Below are 19,195 nucleotides of genomic sequence, written 5' to 3'. Positions count from 1 at the left end.
AAAATTATAAGTTATTCATGTATATATAATTTACAATATAGTTAGCCGTATTTCTATCTTATTATCATATAATAACACAGGATAAATGATTTTTCAAAAGTAATTTAATCATTTTAAACCTAAAATATCTAGTTATTATTTTATCTTTAACAATATTGATTAAATCTTAATATACGGGATAAAAATTTATTATGATTTTATATTTTTATCTATAAAATTAATCAACTTTCTATTTTCAAAGGGATATTTATTGAGACTAATAGTTTTATAATTTTTAATTACATCCTTTATTTCCTCAAAGTTAACACAATCTAATATATATCTATTTTTAGCAAATTTTTGAGTGATTTCTAACTGATGATCATCATTATGCTCTTTGTATTTTGATAGTCTAGGCACTACTATAACTTTCTTATTTTTACGTAATGCTGCTAATATTGTTCCTACACCACCATGACATATTACAAGATCAGATTTATCTATAGTACTATTAAACTCTTTTTCATTCATAAATTTTATCACTTTATATTTTTTAGACTCATACTCTGTATTACCAAATTGTATTATTACTTCTTCCTTTATATCTAACTTATCTATATAATTTAATAATCTATTAAATGGCAATTCATGTGTTCCTAATGTTACAAATATCATTAATATAATTCTCCTTGATATATAGCATTTTTGTAAACATCTAACATTTCTTCATGTTGTACTATAAATAAATCAGCTATTTTGTTTACAAGCTTTCCAGACATACTCTTAGAATTTACTCTCGCAAAACTCTCTATAAAAATCACTTTCTTTTTAAAGATTTTAGCAATATAACACATAGGAACTGCTGTATGTGCTCCTGTCGTAACAATTACATCTGGATTTATTTTTATAAATAAAATTAAAGATTTAATTATATTCATTGGAAATTTAATACTATAACTTAGCATATAGTTCCTTGCACCATATATTAAATAACTTATTTTATCACCGTATTTATCCTTAAGCTTGATTGTTGTATCTGTCTTTTCTGTAATTATATGGTAATCGCAATGTTCAAATATACCCTCCATCTGCATCAGTTCAGATAAATGTCCACCTGTTGATGATATAAATATAACTTTTTTCATAGTTTCACCTTAACTTTTATTTTTTAAAATTATTTTATCTACAAATCTTTTAGATGATTTTCCATCTGTATAATCAAAAAATTTATTTTTAAATCTAACTAGTTTGTCTTTATCAAAATCATTAGTTTTTATTATTTTAATTAAATCCTCAGTATTATCTACTATTGGACCTGGTACCAATGATTCATAGTCATAGTAAAAATCTCTTTCTTTTTCATATATTTCTTTATCTTTTGCAAAAAATATTATAGGTTTTTCGAGTAAAGAATATTCAAATATAATAGATGAATAATCAGTTATTAAAAGATTTGTTATTAGTAATATATCATTTATTTCTTCATATTTTGATAAATCAACCACATTGTCATACCCTGATAAATCTGGAAGTTTTTTTACAAATGGATGCATTTTTAATCCAAAAATAGTATTTTCGTCTAGAGTATCTAGTATCCTATCTAAGTCAAAATCTATATCCATTTTTGCATTTGATTGACTAGTTCCTCTAAATGTAGGTGCATATAGTATCAATTTTTTATTTTTTAATATCGGATACTTATTATATAATTTTTCTTTAGACTTTTGTTGTATTTGTTTATCAAAAAATATATCTGTTCTCGGAATACCTATCGGACTTATATTAGATTCACTCATATTAAATGCTTGAGCATAAAAAGATTTTACCTCTTTAGAGCTAACTAGCACATGTGAATAATTTTTGTGTATAGGAATATGCTTAATATAATTATTATTCGCCCCATATTCTTTATCTATTATGCTATATCCAAATTTTTTAAAAGCCCCGCAAGCATGCCATACTTGTATTATCTCAGTACCTTTTCTTGGTTCTATTACATATACAGGAAAATAAAAATCATCAATTATAAAATACTCTGATGTTGCCATATAATAGGTTGCTTTTATAAGATGTATTAAATATTTAATCTTTCCATTTATTCCTGGATTAAATTTTTCTAATAAGAATTTACATTCATAGTTTATATTTCTGGATTTTATTTCATTGTATATAAACTTAAAATTATCTTTTATATCATCCATTCTATATGTAGCAAAGACTATTCTTCTTTTTATTGGAAGTAGTGAAAATATTATATACCATATCTTAATTATATATTTTAACACTATACGTTCTAAAGTTTTCAAATTTTATTCACCTCTTTTATATATTTAAATAAAGACCCTTTCGGGTCCTTTATTTATTATACTCTCCAGTTCATTATAGTCTTAAACGAAGTTGTCAAATCGTACTCAAAAGCTTTTACCATATCTTGTATCGAATGTACATCTATTACAGAAGATATTAGTTTATGTAATTGATTTTGAGCATCTTGATAAGTTTCTAAGAAATCTATTGCATCTGCAAAATCTTTTCTACCACTTCTACTACTGCCTAGTAATGTTATCCCTCTTTCTAGTACCATCCTCGTATTAATCTCTATAGGGTTTTCAGATACGCCCAATAATGCAATTGTACCTTCAGGATTTAAGTATTCTATTATTTGATCTATAGCATACTGGCTTGCTTTACCTCCTACAGCTTCAAAAGCATGATCTACAGTAACATCACTTGGTATATTATCTATTTGATGTGCTTCATCTACAAAAGAGAAAAATTCTAATTTTTCTTCATTTTTACCAAATGCAATTATTTTTGACTCTGGGTATTTTTTCTTTAATATTAAGGCTGTGATAAACCCTAAATTTCCATCTCCCCAAATACCAATAGTATCTTTTTGAGCATGAGACTTTTTGTCAAATCTACTTATAGAATGCATTGCCACACTTAATAATTCTAAGAATGAAGCAATATCATCATTTACTTTAGTATATTTAATTACCCTATCTCTTCTCATAAATACATAATCTTGCATAAAACCATCAAACCCACTAGCTCTAAATTTACTAGATTTTAAATAGTTTTCAGCAATTATTTTTTCTTCTTCTGTAGGAGTATTTGGTATCATTACCACACGGTCGCCTACTTTAAATTCACCTTTTGGATCATATACTACTTGTCCTACACCTTCATGGATAAGTGCCATTGGAAGCTTTGTTTTCATAGCTTCTTTACCTCTAGTTCCTGTGTAGTATCTTTGGTCCGCCGCACATATAGATAGCTTAGTAGGTCTTATTACAATACCTTCACCTTCTAGTGTTCTTTCTTCAAATTCTACAGTTATTTGCTTAGCACTAATTAACCTATAAACTTTATTTATCATCTTTATCACCTTTTATTAACGCATTTGCAAGCTTTAAATCATATTGAGTCGTTATTTTTATATTAAATACTTCACCTTGAACAAGCTTAACTTTTTCGCCCTTTACTACAAATATTTTAGCAGCATCTGTTAATATTATTTTTTCTTCTTCTGTTAGTGAATTATATAGCTTAGTCAATTTATTTATATTAAAACTTTGAGGTGTTTGACCTTGGTACATAAAATCTCTTATTGGTATTTCTGTTATAAACTCTCCATTTTTAGATTCTACTATTGTGTCAAATGCTGGCACTACTGTGTCTGTAGCTCCACATTCTAAAGCCATATCTATATTTTCTTCTATTATTCTATGAGTTAAAAATGGTCTTACCGCATCATGTGTAACAATTACATCATCTTCATTTATACCATAATTACTTTCTATATATTTAATCCCATTCATTATAGACTGATTTCTATCTTTTCCACCTTCACAAACACAAATTTTTTCAGCTGCATCTTTTGGTATATGTTTATTTATTAAATCATTAGTGTGTTGAATCCATTGTTTTGGTGTAACTATAATGATTTTATTAAATCTACTATTTAATAAAAACATTTCTAATGTATGAACTATTACTGGTTTATTTCCTATACTTAAAAATTGTTTTGGCATTTCAGTATTGCCCATACGAGTTCCTTTTCCACCTGCTAGTATTTCTGCATAAATCATACTATCACCTCAATTGTTTATTTGTTATTAATTTTTTAGTAGCATATCTACCACTCTTTGAGTTGATTTACCGTCAAAATCATCAAAGAATCTAGTTCTAAATTTATCAAGTTTTTCTTGTTCATACTTATTATTTTTGATTATATCTATTATTTCATCTGTGGTTCTTGCTATTGGTCCTGGAACAAAACTTTCGTATGAATAATAAAAATCTCTTGTTGCAATATATTCTTCTAAATCATATGCAAAGAATATCATTGGTCTATTTAATAATGAATACTCAAAACATACAGATGAGTAGTCAGTTATTAGTATATCTGATACAAATAACAGGTGATTAATTTCTCTTTCAAATGAAAGATCTATTATAAATTCTTTATATTTTTCATCAATTTTAAGTATATTTGAAATGAAAGGATGTAGCTTCATTATCATAACATAATCATCAGATAATTTATTGTACATCTTTTCTATATCGATCTTATCAAAGTCGTAATATGCATCTTTTTGGCCATTTCCTCTAAAAGTAGGTGCGAACATAATAACTTTTTTATTTTTCAATAGAGAGTATTTACAATATAATTCTTGTATTCTTTTTTCTTTATACTCAGTATCAAAAAATATGTCAGTCCTTGGCACTCCTGTTGCAATCACTTTATTCTCTGAAATTCCAAAAGCTTCTGCATAATGTTTCTTTATCCTATCCGAACTTACAATTGCCTTAGTATAATTTCTATGATTTCTAGACCTGATGTCAGGTCCACCTCTTTTTCCTAGTCTACTAAATCCAAAAGTTTTAAAAGCTCCCGCTGCATGCCATAATTGAATTACTTCTATATTCTCTTTTATTTTATATTTATAGATTTGTGGATAATAATCGTCAAGCAAAATAAATTTACTCGTTGATATATAATAAAGTAAGTTTATCTTGTCTTTTAATGTTCTTTTACTTGATATGCTTGGCTTTAATATATACTTAATATCATACCCACCTCTGTCTTGTAATTCATTGTATATAAATTCAAAATTTCCAGTAAAATCAACTCTACTATTAGACAGAAAAGTTACTCTATTATTATTTACTTTTAAAAATCTCATTCCTTTATATAAATTTTGAAATATAACATTGCCAATTTTTCTCTGAATCTTTAAAATTTGTGCCTTTAATTTTAGTATTTTATTTACTTTAATCTCATGATTATTTTTATAATGAGTTTTTACATTTAGTATAACATTATCCTTGGGACCCTTTTCTAGATTTACTACGTTATTTAATTCTATATTTGACCCATTTAATATTTTTTCACTTAAATTATTTAACTCCTTCTTATAATTAATTTCACTTTCTATTTCTTCTCCATTTGCATTTATATATAAGTAAATAAACCACTTTCCTTCAGAAATAGGTTGCATATCATTTATAAATTCTAAATCTATAAATCCTTCAAATCCTGCAAAATCATAATTGTACTTGCCATTTCCAAATTTTATCGTTGCTTCAGTCTTCAATGTGTTATTTAAGGGTATGAAGAATCTTTTTATTCCGTTAGTTATTATAATAGATTTTTTTACTTTATTTGATTTACTTATATCCATTCCATTTATTAAAGCATATCCTTCAAAATAAACCATATTTGGACAAAAATTCCAGGCTATGTTTTCTATTTCCCCTATAAATTTTGGCATTTTAATTACTCCTGTATGTTTTATATTAAGCTAAAAAACTATCATCTAAATTATAACATATTTTACCTTATTTGTCTTTTTTGATCACTTTTAATCTATTTTTAATTATTTTTATATCCAGATTATTTATATGGTCTATATATTGTCCTGTTTTGTTACTACACCATATTTCTCTTTCATAGTCCTTATTACAAATATTGATATTAATTTTGACTTTAAACTCACCCGTAGGAAGTTCTTCATTAATTACATTTGCTTTGTATTCAATTTTTCTTTTATCTGTCATTACTTGTTTAGTTATAGGCAATGTTATGGTTCTTTTGGGGTCAAATAGTTGTATATTTTTTATAGATACATTCTCATCTTTATCTATAGATACATAGCCCTTCAAAATTGTTTTTCCATTTTCTATATTAGTTTCAATTAAGCTTTGTTTCACTTGTATAATATTTTTATACTTTTCTGGATTTGCTATAATTTCTTCAACAGATACCCCCTTTAGATATTGCTCATATAGGCTAGAAACCTCGTCTATATCTCCATAAAAAATCATATTCCCTTCATGAAGCCACATTCCTTTAGTACAAAAAGATTTTATTTGACCTATAGAATGTGATACAAATAAAATAGTTTTGCCCATTCTTTTTATTTCACTCATTTTGTTTAGACATTTTTGCCTAAATATTTCATCTCCAACGGCTAGTGCTTCATCTACCACTAGTATATCTGGATCTATATTTACAGATATAGCAAATCCTAACCTTGATTTCATACCACTGGAATACATTCTTACTGGTTGATCTATATATTCTCCAATTTCTGCGAAGTCTATTATACTATCTATTTTTTTATCTATAAATTTTCTTTCAAGACCTAATCCGTATCCCTTTAAATATATATTTTCTCTTCCTGTTAATTCACTATCAAATCCTGCAGTTAATTCTAATAGTGCAGATACTTTTCCATTTACTTTTATATCTCCACTTGTCGGAAATACCACACCTGTTATCATCTTTAATAGTGTTGACTTTCCCGAACCATTTTTACCAAGAATTCCAATTACTTCTCCTTCATGTAAATCAATGCTCAAATTATTTAAAGCTACGTATGTTGTGTATCTTTTTCCTCCAAACAAATCTTTAAACCTATCTTTATCATTTTTGTACAATTTATATTCTTTGGTTAGTTTTTTAATTTCAATTGAATATTTCATATAATCATCCCTTTACAATACATCCGCAAATTCCTTGTATATTTTTTTATATATAATCGAACCTATTACTGCTAAAATAGCTATAACTATCCATATATATATTGTGTATGTAGTTTCAAAAAACCACCTTTTATATAAAAATATATCTCTATATCCTTCTATGAAGTAATTTAATGGATTTAATTTTAATATAAATCTAAGCTTTGGCGATGATACATCATTTAGATTCCATAATATTGGTGTTATCCATAATAAGGCTTGCAATGACGATTTTACTAAATTTTCAAAATCTCTACTTATAACTGCTATAGATCCAAAACTCCATGATAATACTATAAAAAATAGTAACATAGTCGGGACATAGTAAAGTAGTTGTAAATAATATACATCTGGATTATAACCATATACAATAAATATACCAATAACAGGTATTATTAAGCCTACTTGTACATATATTTTTGATAGTAATACGAAACTTGGTATTGTTATTACTGGAAACTTCATTTTAGTTACAAATTGTTTATATGATCTTATTGACATAGTTCCTGCTATTATCGCCTCACTTATAAAAAACCACGGTACTAATCCAGCTATTAACCATAGAAAAAATGGGAAGCCATCCATTGGAGCTCCCTTCCTAATTCCAACTTGAAATGCAAATAGATATACACCTATTGTTACCATAGGTTTTATTAAGGCCCATAGATAACCCAGTGCAGTTCCTTTATAATACTTTACAAGATCTACTTTTGATAACATCAACGTTTGCTTTCTATAACGTATATTTTCTTTTATTACTTGTCTAAGCATACATTACCACCTTTTACCCTAAGAATTTTTGATTTCTTTTCTCATAAATTCAACAATTCTTTTAGTCCCATTTGAATCTTTGAAATCAAAGAATTTATTTTTGAATTCATTGATTTTATTAAAATCAAACTTATTACTTTGTATACAGTCTATAATTTCCTTATTCGTTTTTACTATTGGACCTGGAACTAACTCATTATATTCATAATAGAAGTTTCTTTCATCAACATATGAATCTAAATCATATGCAAATAAAATTATCGGTCTATCTAATAAAGCATATTCAAATATAACAGACGAATAATCTGTTATAAGAATATCCGTTATACTTAATATATCATTTATATCTTTATATTTTGTTAGATTTAATACTCTATCTTTATATTCATCGTTTAAAATTTCAAATTTTTCTGTCACAGCAGGATGAAGTTTTAATATAATAACATACTCATCTCCTAACTCTTTTAGTATTGTTTCATAATCCAATTCACATTTGAAGTTCTTACGTTGCCTTGGATTACCTCTAAACGTAGGTGCATATGTTATTATTTTTTTACCTTTAATTTGAGGATACATATTTTCTAGATTTAATTTGATAAACTCTCTATATTCTTCATTTAATATTCCATCTGTTCTTGGTATCCCTATATTCAGTATTTTTTCTTCGTCAATATTAAAAGCTTCCGCATAATGTTTATTAATATTTTTAGAACTTGTAAGTACTTTTGTGTAGTTTCTATGTGCATTTTCTTCAAATGAACGGCTATTGCTATCTGCTTGTCCTATTGCACTAAATCCAAATTTTTTAAATGCACCACATGCATGCCACAATTGTATAATCTCAGTCTTTTCTTTAAATCTATATCCATATATTTGCCTGTAATAATTATCTAATAATATAAATTTAGCCCTTGCAAAATTATAGTACATTTTTACAAGTTCTTTTTTACTTATATTTTTTTTATCTAGATAAACTTTTACATCTAAATCTTTATATCTAATTAATTCATCATCTATAAACTTTAGGTTTCCTTCTAATTCTGTTCCTTTATTCGTAGCTAGTATAATTAAATTTTTCTTTACCGGCAGTATTTTTGAAATTTTAAATACACCCTCTGTACATAATTTCGTAACTCTTTTATCTATGCTTTTCTTTATATTGGATAACTTCAATTTATTTTTTATTCTTTTTATCCTTCTTCTTATCAAAAACTCATATATATGTAGTGTAGAGTTTGTTTTTATAGCTCTTTTCATGCAACTTACATAGTAACCTTGTTCACTTCTAAATTTATATATACTATTTGCATCTAATTTATTAAATACAGTTTTTATAAGTTGTAAAACTAGTTTTCTGTTACTTTTATCAATAAATAGATATCTATCAGTTATTCCTTTTGTCATTATCCATATTAATTTCTTTTGTTCATTCATGACTTTTTCATTTATATTTTCAACTAGTTCTATTGAATATTTTAATGCATCTCTTTGTAATTCTTTATTTTTACTAATTATCGATGCTTTTACAGGTATCCATATATCAGCTGCAGCTAATCTCTCCATATAATTTGATTTTATTTTATTTGCTATAAATTCATTTTCTACATATTTATCAATAATATCACAACACATTTTCCAAACTTCCAATATTTGACGAATTACGTTAGCTGAATCACTATGTCTTTTATCTGTTAAAGATTCATTATTATTTTCTCTCATCCTATAATAATATACTACTTCATTTATAGAATACATCTTATCAGCTTTTAAATATGCCTCTAAAACAAAAGGTTGATCTTCTGCATATTTTAAATTTTCTGGAAATCTAATTTGCTTTATTAATTCTGATTTATATATTTTGTTCCAAGGACTAACCGTCCATAATACAGAACCATTTTGTCTTACATTTTTTTCTCCATCTCCTAAAAAGTGTTGCTCTAGCATCCATTTTTTCTTACTGTTGAACTTATATGTTCCACCTATAACTATATCTGAATTCGTTTCTATGGCAGTATTATATCTAACTTCCAGTGATTTTGGTGGTAATATATCATCAGAGTCTGCAAATGTTATAAATTCCCCTTTAGCTAGTTCAATTCCCCTATTACGCGCTTTACTAGGTCCACTATTTTGTTGGTATATTATTTTAATATTATTATATTTTTTTGAGTATTCTTCTATTATAGTTTTACTATTATCTGTCGAACCATCATCAATTAATATAATTTCAATTTCTTTTAATGTTTGATTTAGTACTGAATCTAAAGTGTAACTTATGTACTCCTCTACATTATATACCGGTATAATTATACTTATTTTTGGAATAGTCACCATTAAGTCCTCCTTAATTTACCTTTATTTTTAACCTTTAGATTATATCATACCTATGTAGTATTTGTAAATTTTTGTCTAATATTTAATTATACAATCATTATTTTCTATAACGTTTATTATTTTTTTATAAGTACTTTTATAATTCTCCTATTTAATAATTTTTATTTATATTTTCCTACTCTTAGCATAAAACATTTATAATAAATAAAAGATCTAGCGTATATACATTTTAAAATGCTTATTATATGCTAGATCTTTTATTTATTATTTTTATTTATGTGTTGATTATATATATGACTCTATTTGTTTTATCAGATCATTATATTCATTTACATATTTGTTAGTTATAGTCATTTTGTATCCATTACTTGAGTTTGGCATTGTTATATTAAGCCCTGCTGCATTCATCCATGAACTTGGTGTAAATGCATATTTTCCACTCTTATTTAAATATGAATATTGTGAGTATCCTTTTCCATTTATATATGTCAGATATCGTCCTTCACCCGCATCATATCTATAGATATCCGTTGTTAAACTTACTTTAGTAGATGCCTTACCTGTTGATCCTGTATCAGTTAATGTTTCTATTTTCATTTCTTTGTTTTTGATCATGGACAATTGTGTTCTAGCTTTTTCTATTAATATTTTATTTGATTTAATCTTATTTAGTAAATCCTTCGCTTCCTTAGACATTTCAATATAATCATTGTTTATTATCATCATATATCCATTTGTGCTAGTCGGCATAGTTATACTAAGCCCTGCTGCCTTCATCCATGAACTTGGTGTAAATGCATATTTTCCACTCTTGTTTAAATATGAAAATTGCGAATATCCTTTTCCATTTATATATGTTAAATAGTTGTTTGATCCTATATCATACTTATATATATCTTTTGTTAGATTCACTTTTGTATTTGATACTATGGCTATTACATTTGTAGTCTTAATCGCTGTCTGGTACCCTGTTTTACTCATATTTATAGTTATTTTTGTATTAGACTTTTGTTCTGGTATGCTTATCTTATAATCTCCACTAGAATTAACAGTTGCCGTTGTTCCTATTTGCTTACCATTTACATATACCTTTACTGTTGCACCATTTACTCCTTTTCCTATTATCTCTTTAGACTTTGATGTCAACTCATTTACACTAAATCTATTAAATACATTCAATACGGTAATAGTCTTTTTCGTTTCTTTATATCCAAGTTTATTAATTTCTACTGTTATTTTAATTCCAGGTGATTGACGAGGTATATCTATTTTATAATTTTCATTAATATCTACAGTTGAAGTAGTACCTATTTGCTTATCACCTACATACGCTTTTACTGTCGCTCCAGTTACACCCTTTCCTATTACCCATGTAGCCGTAGTGTTTATATCGTTGACAGTAAAATTATTAAATTCTCTTAGCATATTTTCTTTCTCATTTACGAATGTTACACTCGATGAGTTTACATATGCTTTTTTATTCCAATCGTATATAGTTGGATTATCTTGATTTATAGGAACTGTTCTATCAGGTTGTAATTGAGTTTTTCCATTTGATTCATTTATTACTATAAGTGAATCTCCTATTTGAGCTCCACTATTACGATTTGATTGAATATTATATAACGCATTACTATTACTATCTACTACTATATCTGTTGATGTATATATACCAAGCTGATATCTATTATAATCTATTAGGTTACTTCTACCACTTATATATCTATCCATTCTATGCATAAAATCAGCCGCTTTTTCTCCCCAGTAAGGATCACTTGCATACATTACATTTATTCCAGCTACCTTGTTACCTAGGTTAGATCCATTATATTTCCATGATTTTGGATTTAAATATTGATTATTCATCCAGTTCTTAGCAAAATCTTCTATGCAAGCATCTATACTCGGAAAATAATCTGCACTTTGTCCAGGTGATGAATCTACTGCATTTAGTCCAAATATATTGTTTTTTTCTTTTGCTAACTTAGATGTTCCTCTACCAGATTCATTCATTGCTACTCCTAATATAAGATTAGCACTTACTCCATATTTTTCTTGAGCATCTAAAAAAGCTTGACCTTTATTTCTTAACACACTATCTGATGGTGCATTATTAGCTATATAATCATTTATTTCATTTACTGAAAATATACTTTGGTGTCTTGCTGGTATATTGGTATAGTAATTATAATACGGGTCATTGGTATTTATAGCTCTTTTGTTTGTATTTTCTTCTAAATCATTTAATACGTCTTCTATATTTGTATAAAAATACTTTGCATCATAGCTATAGTATTTTTTACCTACTTCCATAAATGAAGGTGCTAAACCTATGGTTCTTTTATTCCCATTGCCTTCAGTTTCGATATCAAAACTAATATAATGATTTAAACTACCATTTTCATTTATTTCAAAATAACTTAGATTCTTAACTTGGTTAATAGGCACCGATATTATATTCACACCTTCAGCATCTTCATTGTCTAGCCATCCAGTTATACCATTCACTTGTATTTTACTTCTTTTACCATTATTTTCTATAATAGGAGCATCATCTATATAGGAATGATTTATATAGGTAAAAGAGCTTGTTGATGTTGCTGTTTTATATATATTTGCAGTATATTTGCTATAGTCACTATCACCTTCCACCACTGGCCTACCATCAATTATTTTAACTATCTTTCCTATGGATTCAGTTGCATACACTACCACTCCATCTTTATTTATTACAACTGGTATTACATTACTTTTTACCTTGTTTTGCATATTATCTGCCATTTCAATTGCAGCATTAATATCATCCGAATTATCTACGTATGCGTAATCTCCATTTTCATATGCTAGTGCAATTTCATACTTAGAGCTTGTTTTTGTTTTTAAATATTTTATATTATATAGAGCCTTTAAGTCATCTTTTACCTCTTTTGGCATATCTAATTCTTCATCTAAATTATAGTTTTTAGGAATGATTGTTTTTTGTTTTTCGTATAGTTGACCAACTGTATTAGTTATAATATTAGTGTTGGTATTTTTGGAATAAGCCTCTACTATGTTCCATGGGCACGAAGTATATACTATAACCATTGCAAGCACTATTGACTGTATTTTATTTATATGCATTATAAAAATTCCCCCTTTAATTGTTTTACTCTATTAGTTTATCATACTTCCATTATATGTGTATATATAGATCATCTATTTTGCATGGTTACATTAAGTCCTGATTCTACTGTCTATTAACTGGGTGTAAATGTAAAAAACTCCCTAAAAATTTAGGGAGTTTTGCTATTGTATATATTCATTTAATTGGCTAACTATATTATTGTACGTATTCATATATGGATTATTTATTTTTGTCATGTATCCATTGCTACTTGTAGGAATTGTTATATCTACTCCTGCAGCTTTTATCCAAGAACTCGGTGCAAATGCATAATTACCACTTGTATTTAAGTATGTATATTGTGAGTATCCCTTACCATTTATATACGTTAAATACTTTCCTTTGCCTGCATCATACTTATATATATCAGTTGTAAGAGTTCTTTTTGGAGTTGATTTGACAGATGTATTTTGATTACCTTGATCTACAGAACTTTTAATAATATTTAATTCCTTTTTTATTTCTTCAGGATATATTCTTCCTAACTTAGCTTTATTTAATATATCTTCTGCTTCTTTTACCATCTTTACATATGGATTTGTTATTTGCATTATATATCCATTTTCAGTTGTTGGCATTTTTACATTTAATCCAACTGCCTTTAGCCAAGAACTTGGTATAAATGCGTAATTTCCACTTCTATTTAAGTATGAGTATTGAGAATATCCATTTCCATTTATATACGTTAAATAGTTTCCTTTACCTGCATCATACTTGTATATATCGCTAGTTATTGTTTTTGTTGATGGTACTATAGGTGGTATAAGTTCAGGAGTTTCATTATCATTTAAAATTTTCACATAACTTCCTGATACATGACCATAGCCCCCATTGAATTTAATTTTATGCCATTCATTTTTAGTAGCTACTATTTCCACTTTAGTTCCCTTTGGTAACGATCCTATTTTACTGTAATTTTCTCCATACCCACTTCTTACATTCAGCGCACTTGCTGTTACTTCAGCTGTACTTATAACTGGTAGTTCCTCTGGCTTAGTTGGATTTAATTTTATATTTTCTACTAAATATTTTTCTATTCCATTTGCTATAGCCGTAGCTAATTTATTTTGATATGATGGATCAGTCAATTTGTTCAATTCTGCTTGATTAGTCATGAATCCACCTTCAAATAATGCAGATGTCATATTAGTCTCTCTTAATACTGCATAGTTTGCATCTTTAACCCCTCTATTTTTTGCTCCTGATTCTTTTATTGCATTAGTTTGAATTTCACTTGCAAGTGGTTTATGAGTTGCTTTGTTAGTATGATAGAAAGTTTCTATACCATTTGCAGATGAACTTGTATAAGCATTGTTATGAATTGACACAAACACATCTGAGCCATATTCATTAGCCATAATTGCTCTATCTTTTAATGTTAAGTATTTATCTGTTGACCTACTCATCATAACTTCTATTTTTATATTTTTTGCATTTAACTTAGTCTCAACTAATTTTGCTATTTGTAAGTTCAATTTTTTTTCATCATATCCATAGCTTACATTTCCAGGATCAGTGCCTCCATGCCCTGCATCTATAAATACTTTATAATAATCCCTATCAAGATTTTTAGTTTCTGATAAAGTACTTCTAACTACACTTCCATCTGACACATATATTTCTATTATATGAACTTTTCCATTTATTTCATTACTTAAGAATACTGTACCCTCTGATTCTGGTGTAACGATACCCTTTTTATTTATATCTACAGTTTCTTCATTTGACATTTCCCATCCAGAATACATAGATAAATCTAAAGTTTCATTTTTTCTTAAAGATATTCCATTTTCAACTATTATATCTTGTCCATTGTATTTATTTATGAGAGTCGATAGTTCATTTTCTAGACCTGAATCTGCATTTGCTACATTTACATTAAAAATTATTGGCGTCATTGATACTATTCCACAAATCACCATTTTCTTTATTTTCCTATTTAAATTTCTCCTCAATATATCTCCTCCTCTGTCTACTCATTAACTTGCTTCATACCATATATTGTCTGCAGTTATATAATAATTATATAGTATAATGTTATTTTTAGTCAATTACTGTATAACTATTTTTCATATTTTATGAATAAATATGAAAAATAGTCATAGAAAAAATTATTTCTTCATTATAAATACTCATTTATCTGTTTTATTGTATCTTCATATTTTTTTATGTAAGGATTATCTATCTTCATCATGTATCCATTGCTACTTGTTGGCATACTTACCTCTAGTCCTGCTGCTTTCATCCATGAACTTGGTGTAAACGCATATTTCCCACTTGTGTTCAGATAAGAATACTGTGAATATCCTTTTCCATTTATATATGTTAAATGATTATCTTTACCTACATCATATTTATATATATCCTTTGTCAACAGTTTATTGTATTTAGATGCTACTTCATTTACTTTTAAGTTTGTCTGCTCTGTTTCATATCCAGACCTTCTCATTTTTACTACTATAATTGTATTTGCTAATTGTTGTGGTATATCTATTTTATATCTACCAAGTACATCCACAGTTGTCACATTTCCTATTTGTTTATTATTTACATATGCAGTTACAGTTGCACCACTTATTCCATTTCCGATGAGTGTTATTGATTTATTGTTGATACTATTTACAGCAAATGTTGTAAATAAATTGTTTATTACTACATTTATTTCTTTTTTAGAACTTGCTCCTTCACTATCAGTTACTTTATATACTACTTTATATGTGCCTACTTTTGTTGTGTCTACTGTATTTTCTAGTATTTCAATGCTATTACTTATATCTCCATCTTCATAGTCCTTTGCGCTTACTATACTTAATGGATTAAATAGATCTCCTATTCTTAATACTACATCAGTTGCAGTTATTTCTGGTACTCTATTCATTATTACTAGTTCATACCCTACGGTTACTTTTATTTCTTTTATAGCTATGTTATCATCGCTATCTTTTACAGTATAAATAACTTTATATACTCCTTCTGCTGAAGCATCTACTGTATTTTCAACTACTACTATATCTTTAGAGATATCTCCATCTTCTTTATCTTCAACTTTGACATAATCTAGTGGGTTGAATATAGTGCCTGGTTTAACTATTATATCTTTAGCTATAATAGTTGGTACTGTATTTGTAGTAGTGCCATTGTTTATTATATAATCTCCACCTGATGTTACCCTAACAAAAGTATTCTCTGATTTTTGACCTTTTGAATCTACAGTATATAATTCAACCGTAATATCTTTATTGTATGTTTTTATATTAAATCCAAATCTTTCAGTGTCACCTACAGTATATGACGCCTCTGCTGTTCCTAATTTAGCATATACAGTACTTCCTGCTCGCGCTTGACCTACTATTGATACCTCTGCATAATATTGTGTACCTGTAGTAACTTCTGACTTTTTTATACTTGTAACATATGGCTTTTCTGGAGCAATTCTATTTTCATAGATAAGCCTTTGTTTGTAGTTACTTAGCTGTTCTGTGTCCATAGGTTTTATTGTTTGTTCTTTACTATCTGCATTGATAATAATCTTTTCTTTTGAATTATTTGTTCCTAATGCTGAAATAACTTTCGTCTCAGAATTACCAAACACTACCACTGAAGCTAATAGAATTGCTATATTTTTTTTATAATTTTTCATAATACCCCTCTTTTTTTATTTATCACTATATATTTTACCATTTTTTTCATTAATTATCTTATCATATGTACTATATTTTTTATAAATGTGTACAACCATATGGTTGCTCTAGATAGTGGTAAGCGTAAAAAAATTGACGCCTAACATATATAATTTAAAATTGGTATAATAAAGCCAATAGTTTAGAAATATGATTTCTACTGCTATTGGCTACAATTTTATATTTAAATGTGAAAACTATTTTGACTGTATTTTTAGATATTCTGGTAGAAGTTTAGACCAAGGCATTGCATTTTCTATTGAAGCTGTTCCATTTGATAGCTCATCCATTAAATAAACTAAGTACTTTTCTACTGAAAGTCCATGGCTTTTAGCAGTTTCAATTATGCTATAAATAGTAGCACTTGATCTTGCACCTCTTCCTGTATTAGAGAATAGCCAATTTTTCCTTCCAATTACAAATGGCTTTATAGCTCTTTCAGCTGCATTATTGTCAACTTCTAAAGAACCATCTTCTAAAATAGCTTTCATTCTAGGTAGAAGTTTTTTAGTATAATCTAATGCTTGTCCTAACGGACTTTTAGGTAATGCATTTTCTATTTCAACTTTAGTATATTGTTCAAATTCATCAAGAAGAGGAGCCGTTCGTTTTAATCTTTCTTTATATCTAATATCAAAGAAATCATCTCTTTCACAGTAGCTCTCTCTTAGCTCTTTTTCAATTGCATATATTTTCTCACAATAATTAAACCCTATTATTGCTCTTGATTTTTTTAGGGCCTCTTTATCTAGGTTTGATACTATGTCATAGTATTTTCTACGTATATGTGCTAGACAGTATACCCTTTTAGCATTTTCAACTTTATTATACCCAGCATATCCATCAGTTTGAAGGTATCCTAAATAATCTCCTAAAAATGCTTTAGGACAAGAACTTGATCTAGTTTGTTGATAGTCATACAAAATGATAGAATCTTCATTTCCACCAGTTTTATACATCCACATATATTTTTTAGATTTAGACTCTCTACCTTTATCATCGATAACTTTAAGTGTGGTCTCATCTGCTTGTATATAACTTGATTCTAGAAGTTGTTTTTTCATTAAATCATATACAACACCAAGTTCATTTGCTGCACCGAGCATCCAGTTTGATAGAGTTTGCCTTGAAAGATTAACATCTAGCATTTTGAAATATTTTTCTTGCCTATATAATGGCAATGCATATAAATATTTTAAACACATTGAATGTGCTAGTATTTCATTTGATGCCATACTTTTGTGTAGTAACGTAGCTGGAGATTTAGTAGTTGTTATATTTGCTTGTCCAGTAGTTTCTTCGCATGACTTACAAGCGTAGCTATATGTAACATGTCTTTCAATGTAAAGCTTCGCTGGTATATATTTTAGTATATTTTTTTCTTTTTTACCTATTTCAACTAAAGAAGAATTACATTCACTACATATAGTTTCTTCTTCTGATAGCTTATGTTCTATAGTTACAATTTCTAGATTTGATAGGTTATCTTTTTTACCTATATTTTTAGCTGGTTTATTTCTAGTATATGTTATTTCTTCTACTGTAGGCTCCGCCTGTTTTAAATCACTTTCTTTTTCTGCTTCATTAAATAAAGATATTTGATTTGAATCTATTTGCTCACTAGATTGTCCAAATAACTTCTTATTTTTATTTAGAAGTTGAGTTTTTAAAAATTCCAATTCGTTTTTTAAAATATCAATTTCTTTGTTTTTAGATTGAATAGCCTTATCTTTAGATTCTATTTCTTTATCTCTAGTCTCTATTTCTTTTTCCATACTTAAAATTAAATTCTTAGTAATATTATCAATTTGATTATCTATATTTAAATTTTTCATTAACTGACCTCTCATATATAATATACTGTTATTATACCACAAAACCCTTGGTTTTCCAAGGGTTTGACATTGTTTATTAGTAGGTATTTTTTTGAATTACAGGTTTGAATTTTGAAATTGTTCTAACTTCATATCCTTTCAATAACCAACTTAATTCTTCTTTATTAACTTTTATTGCTTCTTCCTTTGTCATAGGCCATTTTAGCTTATTATGTTCAATTCTATGGTAATATAACCAAAACCCTTCATCAAAATGTAATATCTTAATTCTATTTTGTTGCCTGTTACAAAATACAAACAGTGCTTTTTCAAAAGGATCTAATTTTAGACCATTTTGAACTTCTAATACTAATCCATCTATACTTTTTCTAAGATCTGTTATGCCACAAGCTAGGTAA

Annotated in this window: 14 protein-coding genes; all 14 read right to left on the bottom strand. The window is 27.3% G+C overall.

Features of this window, described 5'->3' with window-relative positions; genetic code table 11:
- Positions 1–189: 189 nt before the first annotated feature.
- Positions 190–654, bottom strand: a complete 465-nt coding sequence (pssE, locus tag ACRC03_RS14760; RefSeq protein ID WP_438653351.1) for a PssE/Cps14G family polysaccharide biosynthesis glycosyltransferase — start codon at positions 652–654, stop codon at positions 190–192.
- Positions 654–1,124: a PssD/Cps14F family polysaccharide biosynthesis glycosyltransferase gene (gene pssD, locus ACRC03_RS14755; protein ID WP_438653350.1), complete on the bottom strand. Its 471-nt coding sequence runs from the start codon at positions 1,122–1,124 to the stop codon at positions 654–656. Before pssD ends, pssE begins: the two co-directional genes overlap by 1 nt.
- 9 nt (positions 1,125–1,133) lie before the next feature.
- Positions 1,134–2,285 (bottom strand): CDP-glycerol glycerophosphotransferase family protein, encoded by a 1,152-nt coding sequence (locus ACRC03_RS14750; RefSeq protein ID WP_438653349.1) that lies wholly within the window; start codon positions 2,283–2,285, stop codon positions 1,134–1,136.
- Between the two features lie 56 nt (positions 2,286–2,341).
- Positions 2,342–3,361, bottom strand: coding sequence for a zinc-binding dehydrogenase (locus ACRC03_RS14745; RefSeq protein ID WP_438653348.1), 1,020 nt, complete (start codon positions 3,359–3,361; stop codon positions 2,342–2,344).
- Positions 3,351–4,073, bottom strand: a complete 723-nt coding sequence (locus ACRC03_RS14740; protein WP_438653347.1) for an IspD/TarI family cytidylyltransferase — start codon at positions 4,071–4,073, stop codon at positions 3,351–3,353. The genes ACRC03_RS14745 and ACRC03_RS14740 overlap by 11 nt, the downstream gene beginning before the upstream one ends.
- A 27-nt stretch (positions 4,074–4,100) precedes the next feature.
- Complete coding sequence (locus ACRC03_RS14735) at positions 4,101–5,759, bottom strand: CDP-glycerol glycerophosphotransferase family protein (protein WP_438653346.1); 1,659 nt, start codon at positions 5,757–5,759, stop codon at positions 4,101–4,103.
- 67 nt (positions 5,760–5,826) lie between these two features.
- Entirely contained in the window at positions 5,827–6,972 is a 1,146-nt protein-coding gene (locus ACRC03_RS14730) for an ABC transporter ATP-binding protein (protein ID WP_438653345.1), read from the bottom strand.
- A gap of 12 nt (positions 6,973–6,984) precedes the next feature.
- Entirely contained in the window at positions 6,985–7,782 is a 798-nt protein-coding gene (locus tag ACRC03_RS14725; protein ID WP_438653344.1) for an ABC transporter permease, read from the bottom strand.
- Positions 7,783–7,800: 18 nt separating this feature from the next.
- On the bottom strand, positions 7,801–10,116 hold the full coding sequence (locus ACRC03_RS14720) for a bifunctional glycosyltransferase/CDP-glycerol:glycerophosphate glycerophosphotransferase (protein WP_438653343.1): 2,316 nt from the start codon (positions 10,114–10,116) through the stop codon (positions 7,801–7,803).
- Positions 10,117–10,401: 285 nt separating this feature from the next.
- The gene (locus ACRC03_RS14715; protein ID WP_438653342.1) at positions 10,402–13,239 is read right to left on the bottom strand and encodes a glucosaminidase domain-containing protein; all 2,838 of its coding nucleotides are present in this window, start codon (positions 13,237–13,239) and stop codon (positions 10,402–10,404) included.
- A gap of 165 nt (positions 13,240–13,404) precedes the next feature.
- Positions 13,405–15,237: an N-acetylmuramoyl-L-alanine amidase gene (locus ACRC03_RS14710; protein WP_438653341.1), complete on the bottom strand. Its 1,833-nt coding sequence runs from the start codon at positions 15,235–15,237 to the stop codon at positions 13,405–13,407.
- Between the two features lie 167 nt (positions 15,238–15,404).
- A complete protein-coding gene (locus tag ACRC03_RS14705; RefSeq protein ID WP_438653340.1) occupies positions 15,405–16,922 on the bottom strand; it encodes an immunoglobulin-like domain-containing protein in 1,518 nt (505 codons plus the stop codon).
- Positions 16,923–17,159: 237 nt separating this feature from the next.
- A complete protein-coding gene (tnpC, locus tag ACRC03_RS14700) occupies positions 17,160–18,797 on the bottom strand; it encodes an IS66 family transposase (RefSeq protein ID WP_438653339.1) in 1,638 nt (545 codons plus the stop codon).
- A gap of 76 nt (positions 18,798–18,873) precedes the next feature.
- On the bottom strand, positions 18,874–19,195 hold a 322-nt coding region (gene tnpB / locus ACRC03_RS14695; RefSeq protein ID WP_438653338.1), incomplete at its 5' end, for an IS66 family insertion sequence element accessory protein TnpB.

It is taken from the genome of Romboutsia sp. (assembly GCF_051659545.1).
GTDB lineage: Bacteria > Bacillota > Clostridia > Peptostreptococcales > Peptostreptococcaceae > JBOFOR01.
Note: the sequence above shows the minus strand (reverse complement) of the source record. Positions and strands in the feature narration are given on the sequence as shown.

What these genes read in the sequence shown, in the direction of transcription:
- pssD (WP_438653350.1), bottom strand. Translation starts at nt 1,124, where the DNA reads ATGAAAAAAGTTATATTTATATCATCAACAGGTGGACATTTATCTGAA.
- ACRC03_RS14705 (WP_438653340.1), bottom strand. Translation starts at nt 16,922, where the DNA reads ATGAAAAATTATAAAAAAAATATAGCAATTCTATTAGCTTCAGTGGTA.
- ACRC03_RS14715 (WP_438653342.1), bottom strand. Translation starts at nt 13,239, where the DNA reads ATGCATATAAATAAAATACAGTCAATAGTGCTTGCAATGGTTATAGTA.
- ACRC03_RS14735 (WP_438653346.1), bottom strand. Translation starts at nt 5,759, where the DNA reads ATGCCAAAATTTATAGGGGAAATAGAAAACATAGCCTGGAATTTTTGT.
- pssE (WP_438653351.1), bottom strand. Translation starts at nt 654, where the DNA reads ATGATATTTGTAACATTAGGAACACATGAATTGCCATTTAATAGATTA.
- ACRC03_RS14740 (WP_438653347.1), bottom strand. Translation starts at nt 4,073, where the DNA reads ATGATTTATGCAGAAATACTAGCAGGTGGAAAAGGAACTCGTATGGGC.
- ACRC03_RS14730 (WP_438653345.1), bottom strand. Translation starts at nt 6,972, where the DNA reads ATGAAATATTCAATTGAAATTAAAAAACTAACCAAAGAATATAAATTG.
- ACRC03_RS14725 (WP_438653344.1), bottom strand. Translation starts at nt 7,782, where the DNA reads ATGCTTAGACAAGTAATAAAAGAAAATATACGTTATAGAAAGCAAACG.
- ACRC03_RS14745 (WP_438653348.1), bottom strand. Translation starts at nt 3,361, where the DNA reads ATGATAAATAAAGTTTATAGGTTAATTAGTGCTAAGCAAATAACTGTA.
- tnpC (WP_438653339.1), bottom strand. Translation starts at nt 18,797, where the DNA reads ATGAAAAATTTAAATATAGATAATCAAATTGATAATATTACTAAGAAT.
- ACRC03_RS14720 (WP_438653343.1), bottom strand. Translation starts at nt 10,116, where the DNA reads ATGGTGACTATTCCAAAAATAAGTATAATTATACCGGTATATAATGTA.